Here is a 22,658-nt window from a genome sequence, read left to right as displayed (position 1 = left end):
CCCTCCCACCACCACGGCGCCACGCACGCGCCCTCGCCGACACTGATGAGCGGCTGAACAGCCGCAGCGCTGGAAGCGGCGAGTAGCGGCGCCCCGAGAGCGACGGCCGTCACACCCGCGAACGCGAAGAACTTGCGCATCGGGAACCTCCTGGTTGAACCGGCTGGATGGGCCCGGCTCCCGCACAGCGGGGAGCGGCAGCAGGCCCGCGCTGTTCAACCACGCGAGGCGATATAAGTCACTCATCAGCCCCTATACGGAGCAATCAACACATATTTGCACTGATCGGCTCGCTTCGAATCGGGCGTGCCGGGGGAGGGAGTCCCGTCTAGAGGTCCATCATGCGGACGATAATGTTGGCGGCCACATCGGTGGTGACGTTGCGCCCGACCGTGCTGAGGATCGCCGCGGCGCCGCGCAGGCGCGACTGTATCTCCGGGTCGGACTCGCCGTCGGCCGCCCGTTCGAGGCCGAGAATCAGCTCACTGACGAACTGGTCCGCCTCCGGACCGCTCTGGGCGGCGTCCAACGTCTCGCTCGATTCGCTCATGATTCGACCCTAACGCCGTCACGCCGCCGCACAACAGGAGATCACGGCTCGCGCGTTGGATGAGATCCGCCGCATGTGACGATGGGGTAGTGACGGAGGCTCCCCCGCTGTTCGACCGGGCCTTCATCGATGATCCGTATCCGGCGTATACCTGCGGCGCCTCGTTTCCAAGGCCTTCACCCGCCGTGCGTCGCGGACTTTCGAGCCGCGCGTCGTCGAGATCGCCGATCGGTTGCTCGACGCGTTCGACACAGAACCCGTGGACCTGATTCGGGCGTACAGGTGACGTACGATCAAGGCTGGTGATCACGGCCGCCCACCAGTCCACACATACCAGAGCGCTGCCAAGCCAGGCCTCTCACCTGCGAATTGAGGATGGAAAGTTCTCTATCCGGCACGCTCTGTTAGTTTTGTCATGGAGGTGACTTCGGCTGTGGCATTGACTGCTTCTGAGCGTCTGCTGGTGGCGGCGGACCAGGTCTTCTATGCCGAAGGCATCCACAACGTCCCCGTCGACCGTGTCATCGCCGAAGCCGGCGTAACCCGGGCGACTTTCTACCGCCACTTCCCGGGGAAGGAAGACCTTGTCGTGGCATATCTGAAGCGACGCGACGAGCAGATCCGCGCAGCCGCCGCGCGGGAGGCCGACGACAGCGCCGGACCCAGGGATCTGCTCGCCGCCTTCGTTCAGGGCATCATCGACGACACCTGCCGACCAGGTTTCCGGGGCTGTCCGTTCATCAACGCCGCAGCGGAGTACCCCGACCCGGAACACCCGGTACGCATCGTGATCGCCGAACACCGCCGCTGGTTCCATGGCGCCCTCGTCGACCTCGCCACAGCCCTGCAACATCCCGATCCGCAAGGCGCCGCCGACGGCTTGGCCATGCTGCGCGATGGTGCGATGGTCGCGGGATACCTCAACGACGCCGACCAGCTGGGCAAGCGCCTGACCTCGGCGATGAACGACATCCTGAGCTGACTATGCGCTCGAGGCCGACGACTGCCGGGAGTCAGGGCCTCCTGTCCCGAAGCCGAGCGGGCGCTGTCGGCCTGTGATCAGCGTTCGGCGAGCCAGTTGAGGGCGTAGTCGGCGACTTCTTCCCAGCCGTCCTGATTACAGATGAAGTGCGAGCGGTTCTGGAAGGCTTTGAAGTCGGCGACGCCAGCACTCGTCTTGTAGGCCTTCGCGTTTCTCTTGACCAAGCCGAGCGGTGTCAGGTGGTCCCTGTCCGCGGCGATGAGCAGCAGCGGGACATGCGGCTTGGCGAAGTCGACTGCCCCCTGCCGGGTCAGAGTGCTGCGCGGAACGTTGCGGCTTTCCGGCACGGCATAGCGCTCGAACGCCTCGTCGCTGGCCTGTCGGCTCATGGTGTTGCAGAAGGTGTACTGGAAGCGCTTTGGGGTCATCCGGATCGGGCGGTTGCCCGCTAGCGGATTGGCGTGCGGGAAGTTGGCCCGCAGGAAATGCGGGCTCGCCGTGACTATGCCCCGTGGCGGCGCCGGGCTGATGGACACGCCGGCGGCGGCGTAGCCGTCGTTGACCAGCTTCTGCACCGCCAGGCCGCCGATCGAGTGCCCGATGAGGATCGGGCGCTCCGGCAACGTGTCGATGAACTGCTTCAGGTACCCGATGACGGCGCCGAAGGTCAGCGATCCCAGTGCCGGATCGACATCGGCGCGAAGAGCTGTCGGCGTGTCCTGGTGGTACGGCCACGACGGGGCGTGGCAGGTGAACCCGTCAGGCCTGAGCCGATCCAGCCACGGCTGCCAGCTGTCCCCGGTCATGTACATACCGTGGATGAACACGATCTGTTTCGAGGGCAACACGGTGCAGCTCCAAAGCGTGAGGTCGGATTCCATGTCGGACGCTCGGATGCTAGACGGAACGTTCTATCTCGTCAACTTTTCCGTATGGACCACAACCGTCGACAGTATCGGTAGTTTTGCCCAGAAGAATCCCTGGAAATCCTGTTCATCGAGCTTGCGACTTTCTTGTGCTGCTGGTCAAAGGGGGCAAAGACTGATAATAACCCCGTACACCGCCGTGTTCCTGTAAGCCTTCATTGACCTGCGACCTGACGCGGTAACTGATTCCTCGCCGATGCACGCACCGTGCCAAAGCATGAATTACCGCAGGATTTCCTCCGGCAAGCCTGGCCGGTCGGACCGCTCGGGTGGTCAGTACGGCCACCGCTCCTCGATGCGCTCCAGGTGCGCCCAAGTTCCGCCGTCGCAGGACTTACACCGTTCTGACGCGTGTGACGATGGGGTTGTGACGGAAGCTCTCCCGCTGTTCGACCGAGCCTTCATCGACGATCCGTATCCGGCGTACGCCTGGCTGCGGCAGCAATCGCCAGTGCACAAGACTCGACTGCCGAACGGCGTCGAGGCGTACCTGGTCACGCAGTACGAGGACGCAAAGGCGGTTCTCGCTGATCCGCGGCTGTCGAAGAATGCGGCGGTGTCCTATCCCGGTTGGCAGCCCGGGCGCACTGGCATTCCGGGGGAGCACCGATCGGGGATCGCGTCCCATCTGCTGAATCTTGATCCGCCGGACCACACTCGCCTGCGTCGCCTGGTTTCGAAGGCATTCACGCCCCGCCGTGTCGCCGACTTCGAACCGCGCGTGGCCGAGATCGCGGATCGGCTGCTCGACGCGTTCGGGGCCGAGCCGGTTGATCTGGTGCGCGCGTATGCATTCCCGCTGCCAGTCATCGTCATCTGCGAGATGTTGGGAGTGCCCGTCGAGGATCAGCCGATCTTCCACGAGTGGGCCGTGGGGATGATCGATCGGAGCGGGCCGCGCGGCGGGGTCGGCCGGTCCGTGAAGCGAGTACGCGGCTACCTGAAGGACCTCATCCACAAGAAGCGGCTTGCCCTGTCGGAAGACCTGGCGACGGATGACCTGTTGTCCGCGCTGGTCCGCGCCTCTGACCAGGGAGAGCACCTGAGCGAGGACGAGGCCGCCGCAATGGCCTTCATCCTGCTTTTCGCTGGGTTCGAGACGACGGTCAACCTGATCGGCAACGGGACGCTTGCCTTGCTCCGCCACCCGGATCAGCTTGCGAAGCTCAAGGCGGACCCCGCTCTGTTGGAGTCCGCCGTCGAGGAGCTACTTCGCTATGACGGGCCGGTCGAGTTCGGCACCTGGCGCTTCACCACGGAGCCGATCACGATCGGTAGAGTGGACATAGCGGCGGGGGAGCCGGTCTTGGCGGTACTGGCCGCGGCGGATCGTGATCCGGCTCGGTTTAGTGATCCGGATGTATTGGATCTGGCCCGGGACGAGGGTGGGAACCTGGCGCTTGGGCACGGGATCCACTTCTGCTTGGGCGCTCCGTTGGCGCGGCTGGAGGGGCGCATCGCGTTCTCGCGCCTCTTCACGCGGTTCCCCGATCTGGCGCTCGCCGTCCCGCCGGAGAGCCTGCGCTGGCACTCGGGTCTGATCATGCGTGGCCTGCACGAACTCCCGCTTCGAACCCAAGGCCCGGCCCACTAGTCTGGACCCGACATCCGAGAGGCTGAAGGAGCAACGTAGTGGCGTCCATCGAAGCAGTCGGCGCGCGGGAGATCCTCGACTCCCGCGGCAACCCCACCGTCGAGGTCGAGGTCGCCCTCGACGACGGAACCATCTCCCGCGCCGCGGTCCCCTCCGGTGCCTCCACCGGGGCGTTCGAGGCGGTCGAGCTGCGCGACGGAGACAAGGACCGGTACAACGGCAAGGGCGTCACCAAGGCCGTCCTCGCGGTGCTCGACGAGATCGGCCCGGCGTTGATCGGCTTCGACGCGCACGAGCAGCGCCTGGTCGACCAGGAGCTGATCGACCTGGACGGCACCCCGAACAAGTCGCGGGTCGGCGCCAACGCAATCCTCGGCGTCTCGCTCGCGGTCGCCAAGGCCGCCGCCGAGTCCGCCGAGCTGCCGCTGTTCCGCTACCTGGGCGGCCCGAACGCGCACATCCTGCCGGTGCCGATGATGAACATCATCAACGGCGGCGCGCACGCCGACTCGAACGTCGACATCCAGGAGTTCATGATCGCCCCGATCGGGGCCGAGACCTTCGGCGAGGCGCTGCGCTGGGGCGTGGAGACCTACCACTCGCTCAAGGCGGTGCTCAAGTCGCGCGGCCTGGGCACCGGCCTCGGCGACGAGGGCGGCTTCGCCCCGAACCTGGACTCCACCCAGGCGGCGCTCGACCTGATCCTCGAGGCGATCGACAAGGCCGGCTACACCGCGGGCACCGAGATCGCGCTGGCCCTCGACGTGGCCGCCACCGAGCTCTACAAGGACGGCGCCTACACCCTCGAGGGCAAGCAGCTCAGCGGCGCGGAGCTCAGCGAGTTCTACGCAGGCCTCGTCGCCAACTACCCGCTGGTGTCCATCGAGGACTCGCACAGCGAGGAGGACTGGGACGGCTGGAAGGCGGCCACCGACCTGCTCGGCGGCAAGGTCCAGCTGGTCGGCGACGACCTGTTCGTCACCAACCCCGAGCGCATCGCCCGCGGCATCGCCGGCGGCCAGGCGAACGCGCTGCTGGTGAAGGTCAACCAGATCGGCACGCTGACCGAGACCTTCGACGCCGTCTCGCTGGCGCACCGCTCCGGCTACCGCACCATGATGAGCCACCGCTCCGGCGAGACCGAGGACACCACCATCGCCGACCTCGCGGTCGCCGTGGGCAGCGGCCAGATCAAGACCGGCGCCCCGGCCCGGTCCGAGCGGGTGGCGAAGTTCAACCAGCTCCTGCGGATCGAGGAGGAGCTGGACGACGCGGCCCGCTACGCCGGGCGCTCAGCCTTCCCGCGCTTCAAGGGCTGACCGTTCTACTCTGGTGGCGCGCCTCGGCGGACCCGGGGCGCGCCATTCTGCATCTCGGGTCCCGGTAAGATCATGTGTTCCGGTGAGGGGGTGACGCGCCGATGGCGGGTTCCGGACCGGTGAAGCGAGACGGAGCCGGACGAGAAGGCGCGCGGCGTCCCGGGCTGCGGATCGCCGGGTCCCGGCTGACCGGCCGCGCGGGCATCCTCGCCCTCGCGCTGTGCGCCGTGATGGTGACGATCGCCTACCCTCTGCAGCAATACCTGGCGCAGCGTTCGCAGATCTCCGCGCTTAACGCGCACAACGCCGCCACCGCGCAGCAGGTGGCGCAGCTCCAAGCCGAGCTAGCCAAGTGGTCGGATCCGGCGTACGTCGCGATCCAGGCGCGCGAGCGGCTGCACTACGTGAAGCCGGGAGAGATCGGCTTCATCGTGCCGAACCCGTCCGCCGACAGCGAGCCGCTCGGCATGCCGACGCCCACCTCCAGCCAGCCCTGGTACGACCGCCTGTGGTCGACGGTCAAGTCGCCCTCCGCGACGCCGTCGCCTACGCAGTAGCAGGTAGCGTGTGAGGGTGAGCGTGCGAAACGAGGACGTCGAGGCGGTGAAAGCCCAGCTGGGCCGCGAACCGCGGGGCTTGCGCGCGGTGGCCCACCGGTGCCCGTGCGGCAACCCCGACGTGGTGGAGACCTCGCCGCGCCTACCCGATGGCACCCCGTTCCCGACGCTCTACTACCTCACCTGTCCGCGAGCCGCTTCAGCGATCGGAACGCTCGAAGGCAGCGGCGTCATGACTGAGATGACCGAGCGGCTGCAGAAGGATCAGGAGCTTGCGGCGGCGTATCGCGCCGCACACGAGGACTACCTGAAGCGCCGGGACGAAATCGAGGTGCTGGAAGGTTTTCCTAGCGCAGGCGGAATGCCTGACCGGGTCAAGTGCCTCCACGTGCTGGTCGCTCACGCACTTGCGGCCGGTCCCGGGGCCAATCCGCTCGGCGACGAAGCGTTGGCGATGCTCCCGGAGTGGTGGCGCAGCGGGCCGTGTGTGACCGTAGAGCCCTACAGCGCACCGGCTCCAGAGGACGGCGAGAAAGCATGACGAACAGCACAGGGACAGGATCAAACGCGGGCACGGTGCGCGTCGCGGCGATCGACTGCGGTACCAACTCGATCCGCCTCCTGATCACGGACGTCGACCCCGAGCGCGGCACCGCGTCGGAACTCGACCGCCGGATGGAGATCGTCCGCCTCGGACAAGGCGTGGACGCCACCGGTCAGTTCGCTCCTGAGGCACTACAGCGCACGTTCGCGGCCTGCGACCAGTACGCCGAGGCAATAAAGCAGCTGGGCGCCGAAAGGATCCGCTTCGTCGCCACCAGTGCCACCCGCGACGCCTCCAACCGCGACGAGTTCATCGCCGGAGTCCGCGCACGCTTCGGCGTCGATCCCGAGGTGGTCAGCGGTGACGAGGAGGCTCGCCTTTCGTTTGCCGGAGCTACTCAAGCCGTGACGTCGGACGGTGCGGGTCACCCGACGCCTTACCTCGTGGTGGACATCGGCGGCGGCTCGACCGAGTTCGTCCTCGGCGCCGGCTCGGTCGAGGCGGCCCGCTCGGTGGACATCGGCTGCGTGCGGCTGACTGAGCGTCACTTGACCGATGACCCGCCCACCGCGTCCCAGATCGCCGCCGCGACGCTGGACATCGACGCGGGGATCGACCTGGCCGCCAAGGCCGTCCCGCTCGAGAAGGCCAGAACGCTCGTCGGAGTCGCCGGATCGGTCACCACGGTCGCCGCGATCGCCCTCGGCCTCGAGGGATACGACCGCGATCGGGTGCATCTGTCCCGGATCTCGGCCGAGACCGTGCGCGCGGTCGCCGACGGCCTGTTGCGCTCGGATCACAGCGAGCGCGCGGCCAATCCGGTCATCCACCCCGGCCGGGTCGACGTCATCGGCGCCGGCGCGCTGATCCTGTCCCGGATCACGATCCGCTTGGGTCTGCCCGAGGTGGTCGTATCCGAGCACGACATCCTGGACGGGATCGCGCTCAGCCTGGTCTGAACGACCAGAAGCGGCACCTGGGCACATCCCCGGTCACCCGCCCATCGGCGTCCGGGCACGTAATGCCGTCCGCGTACTGTCGTTGGACTCGCGCATTCGCTTACGATGGGGTATCGGCCGCGGCGAGCCCATTCTGCCCGCCAGAGTGGATTGGCCGTCCACATTCGCTAAGTCGTCATGGATGTCAAGGAGCCGTTCCCAAAGTGCCTGCCCTCTTCGACAAGGTCCTGCGTGCAGGCGAGGGGAAGATCCTTCGCAAGCTCGCCAAGACGGCCGAGACGATCAATCTGCTCGAGGAAGACTATGTCGGCCTCTCCGACGCCGAACTGCGCGAGGAGACCGACAAGTTCAAGCAGCGCTACCAGGACGGCGAGACTCTCGACGACATCCTCTGGGAGGCCTTCGCGGTCGTCCGCGAGGCGGCGAAGCGGACCATCGGCCAGCGCCACTACGACGTCCAGCTCATGGGCGGCGCCGCGCTGCACTGGGCGAACATCGCCGAGATGCGCACCGGTGAGGGCAAGACCCTGGTCGGCACCCTGCCGGCGTACCTGAACGCCCTGGCCGGCAACGGTGTGCACCTGGTCACCACGAACGACTACCTGGCCGAGCGTGACGCCGAGTGGATGGGCCGCATCCACCGGTTCCTCGGCCTCGAGGTCGGCGTGATCCTGGCCAGCATGACCCCGGCCGAGCGGCGGGTCCAGTACGGCATGGACATCACCTACGGCACCAACAACGAGTTCGGCTTCGACTACCTGCGCGACAACATGGCGTGGTCGAAGGACGAGCTGGTGCAGCGCGGCCACAACTACGCGATCGTCGACGAGGTGGACTCGATCCTGATCGACGAGGCCCGTACCCCGCTGATCATCTCCGGCCCCTCGGACCAGGCCACCAAGTGGTACACCGACTTCGCCCGGATCGTGCAGCGGCTGGCCAAGGACAGTGACTACGAGGTCGACGAGAAGAAGAAGACCGTCGGCATCCTCGAGCGCGGCGTCGAGCGGGTGGAGGACCTGCTCGGCATCGACAACCTGTACGAGTCGGTGAACACCCCGCTGGTCGGCTACCTCAACAACGCGATCAAGGCCAAGGAGCTGTTCAAGAAGGACCGCGATTACGTGGTCATGAACGGCGAGGTGCTGATCGTCGACGAGCACACCGGCCGCATCCTGGCCGGGCGCCGGTACAACGAGGGCATGCACCAGGCGATCGAGGCCAAGGAGGGGGTGGTCATCCAGAACGAGAACCAGACCCTGGCCACGATCACCCTGCAGAACTACTTCCGGCTCTACAAGAAGCTGGCCGGGATGACCGGTACCGCGCTGACCGAGGCGGCCGAGTTCCACCAGATCTACAAGCTCGGCGTGGTCCCGATCCCCACCAACAAGCCGATGATCCGCGCGGACAAGCAGGACCTCATCTACATCTCGGAGGAGGCCAAGTTCCGCGCGGTGGTCGACGACATCGAGCACCGCTACGGCGCGGGCCAGCCGGTGCTGGTCGGCACGGTCTCGGTGGAGAAGTCCGAGTACCTCTCGCAGCAGCTGCGCAAGCGCGGCGTCCCGCATGAGGTGCTCAACGCGAAGTACCACGAGCGCGAGGCGCAGATCGTGGCGCAGGCCGGGCGCAAGGGCGCGGTCACCGTGGCCACCAACATGGCCGGCCGCGGCACCGACATCATGCTCGGCGGCAACCCGGAGAACCTGGCGATGGGCGAGCTGGCGCAGCGCGGCCTGAACCCGGGCGAGACCCCGGAGGAGTACGAGGGCGCCTGGCCCGCCGCGCTGGAGAAGGCGAAGAAGGCCGTCGCCGCCGAGCACGACGAGGTCGAGGAGCTCGGCGGGCTGTACGTGCTGGGTACCGAGCGGCACGAGTCCCGCCGGATCGACAACCAGCTGCGCGGACGTGCCGGCCGCCAGGGGGACCCCGGCGAGAGCCGGTTCTACCTGTCCCTCGGCGACGACTTGATGCGGCTGTTCAAGGCCAACATCGTGGAGCGGGTGCTCGCGGTGGCGAACGTCGGCGAGGACATCCCGATCGAGTCGAAGATGGTCACCCGGGCGATCCAGTCCGCGCAGACCCAGCTCGAGCAGCAGAACTTCGAGATCCGCAAGAACGTCCTCAAGTACGACGACGTGATCAACAAGCAGCGCGAGGTCATCTACGCGGAGCGGCGCCGCGTGCTCGACGGCGAGGACCTGCGCGACCACGTGCGCCACATGATGGAGGACACGGTCCAGGCCTACGTGGACGCGGCGACCGCCGAGAGCTACGCCGAGGAGTGGGACCTGGACAAGCTGTGGTCCGCCCTGGCCACGCTGTACCCCGTGTCGATCACCGTCGAGGAGGTCGAGGAGGCGGCGGGCGGCCGCACCGGGATCACCCGGGAGGTGCTGCTCGAGGAGATCAGCGCGGACATCCTCGGCGCCTACGACAAGCGCGAGGCCAACCTCGGCGACTCCATCACCCGCGAGCTGGAGCGGCGGGTCGTGCTCTCGGTGCTGGACCGCAAGTGGCGTGAGCACCTCTACGAGATGGACTACCTCCAGGAGGGCATCGGCCTGCGGGCCATGGCGCAGCGCGACCCGCTGGTCGAGTACCAGCGCGAGGGCTACGACATGTTCAACGCCATGATGGACGGCATCAAGGAGGAGTCCACCGGCTACCTGTTCAACCTCGAGGTCCAGGTCGAGACGAACAGCGAGGACCCGGAGGACCAGGCCCGGGCCGAGGCGGCGACCGCGCAGCTCAACGCGAAGGGACTGGACGCCCCCCAGCGTCCGGCCCGTCTCAACTACTCCGCCCCGACCGTCGACGGCGCCGCTGGCGTGGTCGAGCGGCAGGAAGTGAACCCCGCAGCAGCGGCCGGTCCGCAGGACGCCAAGCCCGGTGCCGGCGGGCAGGGCGCCAAGCCGAAGGGCCGTCCCCCGGCCCCCGGCGGCCGCCGTCGCAAGAAGTAGGCCGCCGCAAGAAGTAACCGGACGACGAAACGATAATCAGACAGCAGCGTTAGCTCGTCTCTTCTTGGCGCCGGAGCGCTCGCCCAGCCGGGTGATCTTCGGCGCCGAGCCGTTTCCCCGGGCAACTTCGCGCCCTGCTCGGGAGTCTGACGCAACGTCAAAGAGTCGGTGCCAGGAGCCGAAGCAGGTCCTGAGGACGCCGGGTCACGTCGTCATGAAGCGGGGTGTGTGATGGGCAGGGACCGCGAGTCTTCGGGCGTGCCGGCAGGCGGCGGCGCCGACCCGGACGGCTACGACGGCAGCCTCTGGGGCAGCGCGCTGATTAGAGCGGTCGGCACCTTGGACGGAGCGGGCCGCCGGGGATCGACCGGCCCGCTGCGCTCGTGGGTGATCGGCTGGACGCACCGGTTCGACGCTCGCGCCCGCAACGGCACGGGCACTGGAACGGGTACTGGCACTGGCGTCGCCGAAGGCTTCGATCATGCTGTCGGCGACGCTGGCGTCCGCGCTGCGGGCGATATCGGCGACAGCAGCGGTGGCATCCGCGCTGTGGGAGACGTCGGCGTCAAAGCTGCTCCGGACGCGCACTCCCACGCTCAGTCGGAGGGCCTGCTCGGCCCCGCCCGAACCGGGTCCGCGTCGTTCGAGCGGGCGGCCGAGCAGGCCCCACCGCCCGCCGTCGTGCGGCGGCTGGTGGAAGCAGTGGTCGACGTGCTCTTGGAGCGGAGGTCCGCCGAGCAGGTGCGACGCTGGGTCTCGCGCGAAGTGTTCGGCCTGTTGAGCACGGTGGCGCAGCGCCGTGCCAGCATCCGCTTCGCCTCGCGCTCGACCGTGCGGTCCATCCGGATGCACATCCCGGCGCTCGACGCGGTCGAGTCCACGGTGCTGGTCCAGGACGGTCCGCGGGTGCGGGCCGTCGCGCTCCGGTTCGAACGCTCCGCGCTGCCGACGGCGGCGCACGCCACGTGTGAACCGGAGCGCTGCGAACCGGTCCGTCACGACCCAGATCGGCTGGAGTGGCGCTGCACTGCCCTCCAGTTCGCCTGATCGGCCAGCGTGCGGGGTGGTCGGCCAGAGTCGTTCGGCGGCATGGAGGTGATGGCCCGATCGCTTAGCCCGGAGGGCGGCTAGCCGTGGCGCTCAGGCGGCACCGACGGAGCGATGCCACCCGCCTGTCGGCGGGCGGAGACACGCTGCCTGCGGGTGCGGAAGGTGCTGAGCCAGGTCAGCCGTCGCGTTCAAGCGACACCGCGGGAGCGATAGCGCCGGGCTGTCGGCGGCTGGGGATGCGACGGCGCGCGGGTGTGGGCGGTGCGCTGAGGCGGCACTGCGGGAGCGATAGCGTCCGGCTGTCGGTGGGCGGTGGTGCGACTGCTTGTGGGTGCGGGCAGCGCTGGGCTAGGTCAGTCGTGGCGCTCAGGCGGCGCCGCGGGATGGTGGCGTCCGGCTGTCGACGGGCGGGGATGCGACTACCTGCGAGTGCGGGTGGTGATGCGACGGCCTGCGGGTGCGGGTGGTGCTGGGCCGGGTCAGCCGTGGCGCTCGGAGGACTCCGAGAACATCGTCGAGACCGGGCGGTCCGCCGGGCGGCTGGCGTGGGCGCGCTCCAGCTGGCCGAGCACCGGGCCGGACACAGAGCCGCCGGGCTGGTGGATCACCGAGTTGGGCAGGCCCGGGCGCAGCTCGCCGGGCCTGCTGTGCCGGCGGTCGTACGGCAGCGCGAACTCCAGGCCGAAGGCCGCGATGGCGAACGCGGGCAGGTCCAGCCACGACCGCACCAGCACGGCCCGGGGCAGCCAGCCGGGCTTGAACTTGGCGTTGAACCGGTACAGCGACTCGACCTGGATCAGCGGGTCGAGCAGGTGGATCGCCCGGTGCGTCAGGCGGGCGCGGCGGCCGAGCGAGTGTGGGTTGCGCCGGTACGCCTCCAGCAGCGTCCGGAACGCCGCGAAGTTCAGCGAGACGGCCGCGTACCCGTTCGTCGCCGCGTAGTCGATGGTTGCCACGATCAGCCGCTCGTTGACTCCGTTCGGGGCAAGCCGGTCGCGGGGCATCACGTCGAGTGACAGCACGGGAGCGGTGCCCGCCGTCCCTGCGGGAAGGTAGCGCTGGAACGAGATCGCGTAGCCCTCGGGGGCGAAGGCGATCGCCAGCAGCGCGTCCGGGTGCCTACCTTCGGCCATCGCGTCGAGGTTCATCGCGAACCCGTGCTCGCGGCCGTGGTGCCCAGTGCCGCGGCCCAGCCAGTCGCGGTAGATGACCCGCAGCTCGGCGGACAGGTCGACGCTGAGTTCACGCTCGGGGACGACCAGGACCTGAACGCCCGCGTTCTCCGTTCGCTTGACCGCCTGCCGCACGTTCCGCATCACCCTGCCGCGGTCGCTGAACGTGCCGACGTCGACGAGTACCTCGTCGCCTATGCCGAAGCCGCAGCGCATGCCTCGTTCGCTCCACAGCTGCCGCGCCGCTGTCCCGGCACCGAGCACTGCTGGGCGCCAGCCTCGGCGCTCGGCCTCATCGAGGAAGGCGTCGATTGCCGCTGGCCAGGCGTCGCGTGCGCCGACCGGGTCTCCGCCGACGACCGCGGCCCCGGCCAGTACCCGGTAGCCGACGGCTGCTCGCCTGCCCGGCTCGAAGGCGTACGTCTTGTCGTAGCGCAGCGCGAATGGCGCCAGGGTGCCGGAGTCGGGGTGTGCCACCAGGGAGCGCACGGCGGCCCGCTCGGAGGGCTTGGCGGGTTCCGGGGGCGGGGCGGCCGCGAAGAGCGTGAGGATCACCGCGATAAGCGCCAGGCCACCGGCGAGTGCGAGGCCCGACAGCATCCAGGACGGCCCCTGGAAGTCGCCCGGCCCGGTGTTGGCCGCCACGGCCGCCAAGAACTCGCGGCCGAGGTCGGTGGTCGAGAGCGGGGCGGCGAACCGGCCGCGCATGGCGAACAGGCCTCCGCCGCCGATGACCAGCAGCGTTACGCCGGATGCGGCCGCCACGGCCGCGGTCTGCCGTATCCGATGCGGGTCCGGCAGCACGGGGAACGCGTCGCGCGCCCCGATCAGCGAGACGGTCGCGAGCGCCAGCGGGATGAGCCGCCACGGCTCTCCGGGCACCCGCATGACCAGGGCTTCGATCTCGGTCAGGCTGCTCCACACGACGAGCGCCATCACGAGCAGCCACGCGGTCCGGCGACGTCGGCCGAGACCGTGCGCGAGGCCGAGCAGGACTAGGCCGAGCAGGACGGCGTGGGCGGCGCTGACCGTGGTGCCGCACACGGTCACGACGATGCGCTCGAGCCATGCGGTCCTGGCGGTGGCGGCGTAGACCATCAGGAATACGCTGGAGGCCGCAAAGAGCGCGGCGAAGGGCCACGCCGCCGGTCGGCTTCGGTGTGACACAACCATCACCCCCGTACGATGGAAACGCTTAACCGAACCTGAGAATTCCGCCGGGCACTGTGTTCGAGTGAAAGGCGGCCATCGTGCCCTACACCGACGCCATGTCTGACTTCTCTGACTTCACCGCCAACGTTCTGCACGGGACGACCACCCGCGCGGCCGAGGCCACCGAAGCCGCGGGCGCGACGCGGACCACCGACGTGGACGCCGCGCCGGACACCAGGACGGACACAAGCCGGCCCAACGCGCTGATCGTCGACTGGGGAGGAGTATTGACCTCCCCGCTGGAATCGGCCTTGCACGACTGGTACGCGGCCGAGGGCATCCCCGCCGACGCGTTCGCGGCCGCCATGCAGGACTTCCACGACGGCGCCCTGGCTGCCCTCAGCGTCTTCGACCCGGTGGCCGCGCTGGAACGCGGTGAGCTCAAGGTCGAGCGGTTCGAGCAGGAGCTCGCGGTCCGGATAGAGCGCCGGTGTGGCGTCCCGGTGCCGGCGGAAGGGCTGATCAACCGGATGTTCGCCGGCTTCGCCGCCGCCCCCGCGATGGTGAACGTGGTCCGCCGGGCGAAGGCGGCCGGGATCACGACCGCGCTGCTGTCCAACTCCTGGGGGAACGAGTACCTGCGCGACGACTGGGAAGTCTTGTTCGACGCGGTGGTGATCAGCGGCGAGGTCGGGATGCGGAAGCCCGAGCGGGAGATCTACGAGTTCACGCTGCGTCAGATCGACCGCCGCCCCCGGGAGGCGGTCTTCGTCGACGACATGGAGCGCAACGTGCGCGCAGCGGCGGCGATGGGCCTGATCAGCATCCAACACCGCTCCTTCGACGAGACGCTCATGGAGCTCGAGGCACTGTTCGGCGTCGAGCTTGGCGCCCCCTGACAGCGCGGCTCGACGGATCTCCGATCTCCCGTTTGCGAAACTGGCGATGCTCGGGCTGCGTTCGCGCGCCTTCGCCCCGTCGCTTTCGCACTATCCAGTGTGCGTCTAAGGCGGGCATCGCGCACTCATCAGCGGCCTCGGCCTTTTCCACGCGCTGACCGTCTTCTGAACCGCGCGACCCGCGTCGCTCGTGCCAGGCGGTGACCCGGGAATCAACCAGGAGGCGACGAGCGTATCTATAGAAAGTGAACATACGCTCATCGATGGGAATGACTTAGGAGCGGGCGACGCCTGTAGGGACGGTGAACTGGGGTGTTGAGCGGGAACTTGCGACGGGGACTCGTGCTGGGCGGGGGCGGGACCCTCGGCGCCGCCTGGATGATCGGCGCGCTCGTCGCCCTGCAGGAGGACACCGGTTTCGACCCCCGCGACGCCCACATGATCGTCGGGACGTCCGCCGGCTCCCTGCTCGCGGCGCTCTTCGGTGCCGGTGCGAGCCCGGAGGACCTGTGGCGGCACCAGCATGGTGAGCTGCCCGAAAGCGGTCCGCTCGCCGGACGGATCTTCGACTATGACCATGCAGCGGGCGGAGCGGCTCCGCCGCGGCCGCAGGCGGGCATAGGTTCCCCGCGCCTCATTGCTCGCTCCGTGCGCCACCCGCGGCGCTACCCCACCATGACCGTGATTTCCGCCTTCCTTCCCACCGGACGCGGGTCCCTCGGCGACATCGGCCAGATGGTGGGCGACGCGATCCCCCTGGGAGCTTGGTCGCCGCACCCCGGCGTGCGGGCGGTGGCGATGGACTACGACACCGGCGAGCGCGTCGTATTCGGCGAGCCCGGCGCGCCGCAGGCGAGCCTGGCGGAAGCAGTCGTCGCGTCGTGCTCGATTCCGGGATGGTTCCCGCCCACGGTCATCGGCGATCGGCGCTACATCGACGGCGGCACCTTCTCCAACACGAACATCGACCTGCTGACCGCAGACCGGATGCCCGGCGGCGAACCGCTGGACGAGGTGTACGTGCTGGCGCCGATGGCGGCCCACAGCTACGACCGGCCCCGGACCGTGTTGGGACGGATCGAGCGCAGCTTCCGGCACCGGGTCACCCGCCAAATGCTGGTGGAGGCCAAGGAGGTCCGCCAGGACGGCACCCGGGTGGTCATCCTGTGTCCTGGGGCCGACGACCTCGAAGTCCTCGGCGCGAACCTGATGGACCCCTCCCGCCGGGCCGAGGTTCTCGTCACCGCGCGCCGCACGACCACGGAATTCCTGGACTCGCGCGAAGCGGCGTAACGGTCCTTGGTCGGCAGCGCCATCCGGGGCACTTCGCACCGCTGGTCGCGTATCAGCTACGTCAGGACATTAGGAGAAGCTCTGCAGGCGCGACGATACTTCTAAGGCAGGTCGCCTAGGAGCTAAGGGAAAGCCATGCGCGTCTACATCCCCGCCACGCTGCCGATCCTCACCGAGCTGAACAAGCGGGGAGACCTGGGCCCCGCACCTCTGACGGCCTACGCGGTGACCCCTGCGCTGCGCGAGTGGTACACCGAGGGCGACGAGGAAGAGCTGGAGTACGCCGCGCTTACCGAGGCCGCCCGCGCGTCGCTCCGCCTGCTCGCCGCCGACTCGCTCGCTCCCCGCCGCCGGACCGTGATCGCCGCCGACGTGGCCGACCCGGCGGCCGTCCCGGTCGGCACCCCCTTCTCCCGCGACCAGGGCATCGCCCCCGCCGAGGTGCGGATCGACACCGTGGTCACGCTGCGTGACATCGCCGCCTTCCATCTCGATGACGCCTCCGCCGAGCCCACCGTCGGCGAAGCGGCGCTGGTGGTGCGCGCGGCGGACGCAGGCGACGAAGACGCGCGGTTCACGGTGGACGGAGCGGAGGACTACGACCTGCTGTGGTACGCGACCCAGGAACTGCCCGACCTCCTCTGATCGGGCACGGCGCGGCTCCTGCCGCACATGGCATGATGCGGTCGTCACACGAGTGTTAGTCCGGTACCTGATCGTCGGGACTGGAACGGAACCTCTTCGCCGCAGCTCGCTCGGGATGTGCCACGCCTGGAGCGAATCGGTGCGCCACGGCTGCCGTCAGCCGGGAGTCGGTCGCCCGATTCGCGGGTCCTCCAGCGCGGCTCAAGGGCGGCGCAGGGCGGAGGGTAGACAACTCAGGAGTGGTAAGCATGTACCGCACGATGCTCAAGTCGAAGATCCACCGGGCCACGGTGACGCAGGCCGACCTGCACTATGTGGGATCCGTCACAGTCGACGCCGACCTGATGGACGCGGCCGACCTGCTGCCCGGCGAGCAGGTCGCCATCGTGGACGTCACCAACGGGGCCCGACTCGAGACATACGTGATCGAGGGCGAGCGGGGTTCCGGGGTGATCGGGATCAACGGGGCGGCTGCGCACCTGGTCCACCCCGGTGACATTGTCATCCTGATCAGCTACCAGTCGGTGGAAGACCGCGAGGCCCGGGTCCTCAAGCCCCGAATCGTCCACGTCGACTCCGATAACCGGATCGTCGACCTGGACGCCGACCCCGCCCGGCCGGTGCCCGGCTCCCCGACGCGGCGCCCGCCGCTGTCGGTGGTTCCGACGTCAGGCGCCTGATCGTCCCAGGTTGTAGGAACTCACAACCCACTTGTAACAGCTTGGTCGGGCTATCCGTCCATCGGCTTTCACCGTGACGGGTAGCCTGGCAAACGTAGACAGGGACCGGCTGCGGTGGGGTGACCGGTCCGCCATGCACGAGCCGGGCAAGGGTGCGCGGCTGTAGGAGCGAGCACACGATGGTGACGCAACTGGACGAGGCGAAGGCGGAACTGCTCGACGAGGTGGCGCGGCTCGCGCAGGCCTCGGACGCGCAGTCCGGCGAGGGGGCGGGACCCGGCGGTGGCACCGGCGCTCCGGACGAGGGCGGCGAGGACCCCCTCGCGAAGATCTCGGGCGCGGATGGTGCCCGCGGCCTCGATTCCGACGGCGAGAGACTGAGAACCGCGGCGAGTCTGCTGCCGCGCTACTACCGCCACGTGCCCTACGACGACGTGGCCGACCGATCCCCGGCCGACCTGCTCGGCGCGGTGGTCTCCAGCGTGGAACTGGCCGGCGGCCGGCCTCAGGGCACCGCCAAGATCCGGGTGTCCACGCCGACCGTCGAGCGCGCGGGCTGGACGACCGGCCCGCATCAGCACACCGTCGTCGGCGTCGTCACCGACGACATGCCCTTCTTGGTCGACTCGGTCACAGCCGAGCTGACTCGCCTCGGCTACGGCATCCACCTGGTCATCCACCCGGTGGTCGTCGTGCGCCGGGATCTGGCCGGGCGGCTGCTCGCGGTCCTGGACACCGATCCCGCGCAGCAGTTCGAGCAACCGGCCGAGCGCGCCGCCGCGGGTTCGGCCGAACTGGTCGAGTCCTGGATGCACATCGAGATCGACCGGCAGCCCGACGACTCCGCCCGCCTGGTCTCGATCGAGGGCAACCTGCGGCGGGTCCTGCGCGACGTGCGCGAGGCCGTCGAGGACTGGGGCAAGATGCGCGCCGCCGCGCTCTCCGTCGCCGACAGCCTCGACGCCGAGCAGGGCCGCGCCGCCCAGCAAGCCGGCATCACCGATGACGAGCTGACCACCGGTCAGGAATTCCTGCGGTGGCTGGCCGATCATCACTTCACCTTCCTCGGCTACCGCGAATACGCCCTGGTCCAGGAGGACGGCGAGGACACCCTGCGGGCCGTGCCCGGCACCGGCCTCGGCATCCTGCGCTCCGACCCGGCCCCCGGCCCCGGCTCCTTCGCCCGGCTGCCCCCCGAGGTGCGCGCCAAGGCCCGCGAGCCCCGCCTGCTCGTGCTGACGAAGGCCAACTCCCGGGCCACCGTCCACCGCCGCGGCTACCTCGACTACATCGGGATCAAGAAGTTCGACGCCGACGGCCGGGTGATCGGCGAGCGCCGCATCCTCGGGCTCTTCTCCGCCGCCGCGTACTCCGAATCGGTGCAGCGCATCCCGGTGATCCGGCAGAAGGTCCGGCAGGTCCTCGACTTGCACGGCTTCCTGCTCACCTCGCACAGCGGGAAGGACCTGCTCGAGATCCTCGAGTCGTACCCGCGCGACGACCTCTTCCAGATTCCGGTGGAGGAACTGGCCGAGATCACCGGCGCGGTGCTTTACCTCCAGGAGCGCCGCCGCGTCCGGCTGTTCCTGCGCAAGGATGCTTACGGGCGCTACTTCTCCGCGCTCGTGTACCTCCCGCGCGACCGCTACAACACCGACGTGCGCCTTAAGCTCCAAGAGATCCTTCTGGAGGAGCTGAACGGCAGCGTTCTGGACTACACCGCGCACTCCACCGAGTCCGTGCTGACCCGCATCCACTTCGTGATCCGCGTCAATCCGGGGACCGACCTGGCCGACGTCGACGCCGAGCGGGTCGAGCGCCGGCTCGCCGCGGCCGTGCGCACCTGGGAGGACGGCTTCTCCGAACTGGTGACCGACACGGTCGGACCCGATCAGGCCGACACGCTCCTGCGCGCCTACGCCGACGCGTTCCCCGAGGGCTACAAGGCCGACTTCCCGCCCGAGAACGCGGTCAAGGACGTCTGCCAGCTCGAGGCCATCCACGCCGACGACACCACCGACTCCTCCCTTAAGGTCTACCGCCGCCCCGGCGCCGCGCCGCAGGAGTACCGGCTCAAGATCTTCCGGATCGGCCGGGCGATCTCGCTGGCCGAGGTGCTGCCGATCCTGCAGCACTTCGGCGTCGAGGTCCTCGACGAGCACCCGTACGAGCTGAGCCGCCGCACCGGGGACTCGGCCTGGGTCTACGACTTCGGGCTGCGCGTCGCCGACCCCGAATCGCTGCGCGACGAGACCGCGCGCGAGCGCTTCACCGCCGCGTTCGCCGCCGCCTGGTCCGGGCAGATCGAGAACGACGGTTTCAACGAACTCGTCGTGCGGGCCGGGCTGACCTGGCGTCAGGTCACCGTGCTGCGCGCCTTCGCCAAGTACCTGCAGCAGGGCGGCACTCCGTTCAGCCAGTCCTACATCGAGCAGGTGCTCAACCGGAACACCGCGCTCGCCCGGCTGCTGGTCAAGTTGTTCGAGGCCTCCTTCAACCCGGCGCGCGCCGCGGCCCGCGAGGAGTTGGTGGACGGCCTGTACGAGGAGACCGAGGGCGCGCTCGACGCGGTCGCCTCGCTCGACGAGGACCGCATCCTGCGCTCGCTGCGCGCGGTGATCCGGGCGACGCTGCGCACGAACTTCTTCCAGCGCGCCACAGCGCCGAACGGCGGCCAGGGCGGCTACAAGCCGTACACCTCGTTCAAGATCGACGCCGCCGCGGTGCCCGACCTGCCCGCCCCCCGCCCGAAGTACGAGATCTGGGTCTACTCGGCCCGGGTCGAGGGCGTGCACCTGCGGTTCGGCGCCGTCGCCCGCGGCGGCCTGCGCTGGTCCGACCGCCGAGAGGACTTCCGCACCGAGATCCTGGGCCTGGTCAAGGCGCAGATGGTGAAGAACGCGGTGATCGTGCCGGTCGGCGCCAAGGGCGGCTTCGTGGTCAAGACCCCGGTCGACCCGGCCGACCGCGACGCGTTCCTGGCCGAGGGCGTCGAGTGCTACAAGACCTTCATCCGGGGCCTGCTGGACATCACCGACAACCTGGTGGACGGCAAGGTCGTGCCCCCGCCGGACGTGGTGCGCCGCGACGGCGACGACACCTACCTGGTGGTCGCCGCGGACAAGGGCACCGCGACCTTCTCCGACATCGCCAACGGGGTCGCCGCCGAGTACGGGTTCTGGCTCGGCGACGCGTTCGCCTCCGGCGGCTCGGTCGGCTACGACCACAAGGCGATGGGCATCACCGCGCGCGGCGCCTGGGAGTCGGTCAAGCGCCACTTCCGCGAGCTCGGCGTGGACACCCAGACCCAGGACTTCACCGCCGTCGGCATCGGCGACATGTCCGGCGACGTGTTCGGCAACGGCATGCTGCTGTCCGAGCACACCAAGCTGGTCGCCGCCTTCGACCACCGGCACATCTTCGTCGACCCCGACCCGGACCCGGCCCGCTCCTACCGGGAGCGCCGCCGGCTGTTCGACCTGCCCAGCTCGTCCTGGGGCGACTACAGCCGCAACGCGATCTCGCTCGGCGGCGGGGTGTTCCCGCGCACCGCCAAGTCGATCCCGCTGACCCCGCAGATCCGCACCGCGCTCGGAATCGACGCCTCGGTCAACCGGATGACCCCGGCCGAGCTGATGCGCGCGGTGCTTCTGGCGCCGGTGGACCTGTTCTGGAACGGCGGCATCGGCACCTACGTCAAGTCCTCCGCCGAGTCGAACGCCGACGTCGGCGACAAGTCGAACGACGCGATCCGGGTCAACGGCGCGGATCTGCGCGTCAAGGTGGTCGGCGAGGGCGGCAACCTCGGCTTCACCCAGCTCGGCCGGATCGAGTTCGCGCTGTCCGGGGCGGGCGGCTCCGGCGGCCGGATCTGCACCGACGCGATCGACAACTCGGCCGGCGTGGACACCTCAGACCACGAGGTCAACATCAAGATCCTGCTCGACCAGGCGGTGGCCGCGGGGGACTTGGCGGCGAAGGACCGGGCGCCGCTGCTGGCCGAGATGACCGACGAGGTCGGGCATCTGGTGCTGGCGGACAACTACGGCCAGAACGTCGCGCTCGCCCGCTCGGTCGCGCAGGCGCCCTCCCTGCTCAACGTGCACGTGCGCTATCTGCGCAGGCTCGTCGCCGACGGCCGCCTCAACCGGGAGCTGGAGTTCCTGCCGGGCGAGCGGGTGCTCACCGAGCGCCGGCAGGCGGGGCTCGGCCTGACCCAGCCCGAGCTGTGCGTGCTGCTCGCGTACACGAAGATCACCCTCGAGGACGAGCTGATCGCCTCGGACCTGCCGGAGGACCCGTTCCTCAAGTCCGAACTGTTCGGCTACTTCCCCGCGGCGCTGCGCGAGCGGTTCCACGGCCAGATCGGGGCGCACCCGCTGCGCCGCGAGATCATCACCACCCAGGTGGTCAACAACCTGGTCAACAACGCCGGCACCACGTTCGTCTTCCGGATGCGCGAGGAGACCGGGGCGTCGGCCGAGGAGATCGCGCGGGCGCACACGGTGGCGCGGGCGGTGTTCGACCTCGAGTCGTATTGGGCCGGGATCAACGCGCTCGACAACGTCATCCCGGCGGCGATCCAGACCCAGATGGGCCTGGCCGGGCGGCGGCTGACCGAGCGCGGCGCCCGCTGGTTCCTGATGAACCGCAGGCACCCGCTGGACATCGCGGCGCAGGTCGAGGCGTTCCGGGCGGGCGTCGGCGAGGTGGTCTCGCAGCTGCCGAAGCTGCTCAAGGGCTCCGACCTGGACCACCTGATGACGGAGAAGGCCGAGCTGACCGCGGCCGGCATCCCGGAGGAGCTGGCGGCCCGGGCCGCGTCGGTGTTCGCGGCCTACTCGGCGCTGGACATCGTCGAGGTGGCCTGGGACAGCGGCCGGGCCCCGGTCGAGGTGGCCGAGTGCTACTTCGACCTGATGGACCGCCTGCGCATCGGCGGGCTGCGGGACGGCATCACTGCCCTGCCGCGCACCGACCGCTGGCATTCGATGGCGCGCTCGGCGATGCGCGAGGAGCTGTACAGCATCCAGGCCGGGCTCACCTTCGACGTGCTGGCCGCAACGCCGGTCAAGGCGCGGGAGTTCGGCGTCGGCGACGAGTTCGGCGCGGAGTCCCAGGCCGACGCGGACGAGCGGTTCGCCGCCTGGGTTGCGAAGAACCGGATGGCGGTGGACCGGGCCCGCTCCGTGATCGAGGAGATCTTCACCGCCGACACCCACGACCTGGCGATCCTCTCCGTCGCGCTGCGGACCCTCAGGACGATGCTCCGCACCGGTTCGCTGTCTTAGAACGAATGCCTTAGCTGAGAGCAAACGCGAGCGGCTCTCTTACCGGAACAGTCCGGTAAGAGAGCCGCTGGCCGTTCAG

The 22,658-nt window shown here is 69.1% G+C and carries 16 protein-coding genes; 13 read left to right on the top strand and 3 right to left on the bottom strand.

Annotation, left to right across the window (positions count from 1 at the left end):
• Nucleotides 1–328: 328 nt before the first annotated feature.
• Complete coding sequence (locus VGZ32_RS16465; RefSeq protein WP_326886930.1) at nt 329–550, bottom strand: hypothetical protein; 222 nt, start codon at nt 548–550, stop codon at nt 329–331.
• A gap of 415 nt (nt 551–965) precedes the next feature.
• Between VGZ32_RS16465 and VGZ32_RS16460 the strand changes: the two genes are divergently transcribed.
• A complete protein-coding gene (locus VGZ32_RS16460) occupies nt 966–1,532 on the top strand; it encodes a TetR/AcrR family transcriptional regulator (RefSeq protein WP_326886929.1) in 567 nt (188 codons plus the stop codon).
• Nucleotides 1,533–1,609: 77 nt separating this feature from the next.
• Here the strand turns inward: VGZ32_RS16460 and VGZ32_RS16455 are convergent, their stop codons facing one another.
• Nucleotides 1,610–2,380, bottom strand: a complete 771-nt coding sequence (locus VGZ32_RS16455; protein WP_326886928.1) for an alpha/beta hydrolase — start codon at nt 2,378–2,380, stop codon at nt 1,610–1,612.
• 295 nt (nt 2,381–2,675) lie between these two features.
• On the opposite strand from VGZ32_RS16455, the gene VGZ32_RS16450 reads away from it, so the two are divergent.
• The 7 genes from VGZ32_RS16450 to VGZ32_RS16420 all read left to right on the top strand — a co-directional run bounded on the left by VGZ32_RS16450 (nt 2,676) and on the right by VGZ32_RS16420 (nt 11,444).
• A complete protein-coding gene (locus tag VGZ32_RS16450; RefSeq protein WP_326886927.1) occupies nt 2,676–4,052 on the top strand; it encodes a cytochrome P450 in 1,377 nt (458 codons plus the stop codon).
• 38 nt (nt 4,053–4,090) lie between these two features.
• On the top strand, nt 4,091–5,371 hold the full coding sequence (gene eno, locus VGZ32_RS16445; RefSeq protein WP_326886926.1) for a phosphopyruvate hydratase: 1,281 nt from the start codon (nt 4,091–4,093) through the stop codon (nt 5,369–5,371).
• 119 nt (nt 5,372–5,490) lie between these two features.
• A complete protein-coding gene (locus VGZ32_RS16440; RefSeq protein WP_326886925.1) occupies nt 5,491–5,928 on the top strand; it encodes a septum formation initiator family protein in 438 nt (145 codons plus the stop codon).
• Nucleotides 5,929–5,938: 10 nt separating this feature from the next.
• Nucleotides 5,939–6,469 carry a DUF501 domain-containing protein gene (locus VGZ32_RS16435; protein WP_414642554.1) on the top strand — a complete coding sequence of 177 codons (531 nt, stop codon included), beginning with the start codon at nt 5,939–5,941 and terminating at the stop codon, nt 6,467–6,469.
• Complete coding sequence (locus VGZ32_RS16430) at nt 6,466–7,431, top strand: Ppx/GppA phosphatase family protein (RefSeq protein ID WP_326886923.1); 966 nt, start codon at nt 6,466–6,468, stop codon at nt 7,429–7,431. Before VGZ32_RS16435 ends, VGZ32_RS16430 begins: the two co-directional genes overlap by 4 nt.
• A gap of 203 nt (nt 7,432–7,634) precedes the next feature.
• Entirely contained in the window at nt 7,635–10,397 is a 2,763-nt protein-coding gene (gene secA, locus VGZ32_RS16425; RefSeq protein WP_326886922.1) for a preprotein translocase subunit SecA, read from the top strand.
• A 231-nt stretch (nt 10,398–10,628) separates the two neighbouring features.
• The gene (locus VGZ32_RS16420) at nt 10,629–11,444 is read left to right on the top strand and encodes an Rv3235 family protein (protein WP_326886921.1); all 816 of its coding nucleotides are present in this window, start codon (nt 10,629–10,631) and stop codon (nt 11,442–11,444) included.
• A 482-nt stretch (nt 11,445–11,926) separates the two neighbouring features.
• Here the strand turns inward: VGZ32_RS16420 and VGZ32_RS16415 are convergent, their stop codons facing one another.
• Entirely contained in the window at nt 11,927–13,717 is a 1,791-nt protein-coding gene (locus VGZ32_RS16415; RefSeq protein WP_326886920.1) for a bifunctional lysylphosphatidylglycerol flippase/synthetase MprF, read from the bottom strand.
• 170 nt (nt 13,718–13,887) lie between these two features.
• On the opposite strand from VGZ32_RS16415, the gene VGZ32_RS16410 reads away from it, so the two are divergent.
• From VGZ32_RS16410 to VGZ32_RS16390, 5 genes are all read left to right on the top strand, one after another.
• On the top strand, nt 13,888–14,670 hold the full coding sequence (locus tag VGZ32_RS16410; protein ID WP_326886919.1) for an HAD family phosphatase: 783 nt from the start codon (nt 13,888–13,890) through the stop codon (nt 14,668–14,670).
• A gap of 327 nt (nt 14,671–14,997) precedes the next feature.
• Nucleotides 14,998–15,963, top strand: a complete 966-nt coding sequence (locus VGZ32_RS16405) for a patatin-like phospholipase family protein (protein ID WP_326886918.1) — start codon at nt 14,998–15,000, stop codon at nt 15,961–15,963.
• A 135-nt stretch (nt 15,964–16,098) separates the two neighbouring features.
• Nucleotides 16,099–16,608 carry a DUF6912 family protein gene (locus VGZ32_RS16400; protein ID WP_326886917.1) on the top strand — a complete coding sequence of 170 codons (510 nt, stop codon included), beginning with the start codon at nt 16,099–16,101 and terminating at the stop codon, nt 16,606–16,608.
• A 248-nt stretch (nt 16,609–16,856) separates the two neighbouring features.
• Complete coding sequence (gene panD / locus VGZ32_RS16395) at nt 16,857–17,288, top strand: aspartate 1-decarboxylase (RefSeq protein WP_326886916.1); 432 nt, start codon at nt 16,857–16,859, stop codon at nt 17,286–17,288.
• Between the two features lie 179 nt (nt 17,289–17,467).
• Complete coding sequence (locus VGZ32_RS16390) at nt 17,468–22,579, top strand: NAD-glutamate dehydrogenase (protein WP_326886915.1); 5,112 nt, start codon at nt 17,468–17,470, stop codon at nt 22,577–22,579.
• Nucleotides 22,580–22,658 lie beyond the last annotated feature (79 nt).

Origin of the sequence: Actinocrinis sp. (assembly GCF_035938995.1) — a bacterium.
Lineage (GTDB): Bacteria > Actinomycetota > Actinomycetes > Streptomycetales > Catenulisporaceae > DASZGI01.
This window is presented reverse-complemented; position numbering and strand designations above follow the sequence as displayed.

Bases quoted from the DNA above. Each gene is read 5' to 3' on its own strand.
- VGZ32_RS16430 (WP_326886923.1), top strand. From the start codon at position 6,466: ATGACGAACAGCACAGGGACAGGATCAAACGCGGGCACGGTGCGCGTC.
- VGZ32_RS16465 (WP_326886930.1), bottom strand. From the start codon at position 550: ATGAGCGAATCGAGCGAGACGTTGGACGCCGCCCAGAGCGGTCCGGAG.
- VGZ32_RS16400 (WP_326886917.1), top strand. From the start codon at position 16,099: ATGCGCGTCTACATCCCCGCCACGCTGCCGATCCTCACCGAGCTGAAC.
- VGZ32_RS16410 (WP_326886919.1), top strand. From the start codon at position 13,888: ATGTCTGACTTCTCTGACTTCACCGCCAACGTTCTGCACGGGACGACC.
- panD (WP_326886916.1), top strand. From the start codon at position 16,857: ATGTACCGCACGATGCTCAAGTCGAAGATCCACCGGGCCACGGTGACG.
- VGZ32_RS16450 (WP_326886927.1), top strand. From the start codon at position 2,676: ATGAATTACCGCAGGATTTCCTCCGGCAAGCCTGGCCGGTCGGACCGC.
- VGZ32_RS16460 (WP_326886929.1), top strand. From the start codon at position 966: ATGGAGGTGACTTCGGCTGTGGCATTGACTGCTTCTGAGCGTCTGCTG.
- VGZ32_RS16390 (WP_326886915.1), top strand. From the start codon at position 17,468: ATGGTGACGCAACTGGACGAGGCGAAGGCGGAACTGCTCGACGAGGTG.
- VGZ32_RS16415 (WP_326886920.1), bottom strand. From the start codon at position 13,717: ATGGTCTACGCCGCCACCGCCAGGACCGCATGGCTCGAGCGCATCGTC.
- VGZ32_RS16420 (WP_326886921.1), top strand. From the start codon at position 10,629: ATGGGCAGGGACCGCGAGTCTTCGGGCGTGCCGGCAGGCGGCGGCGCC.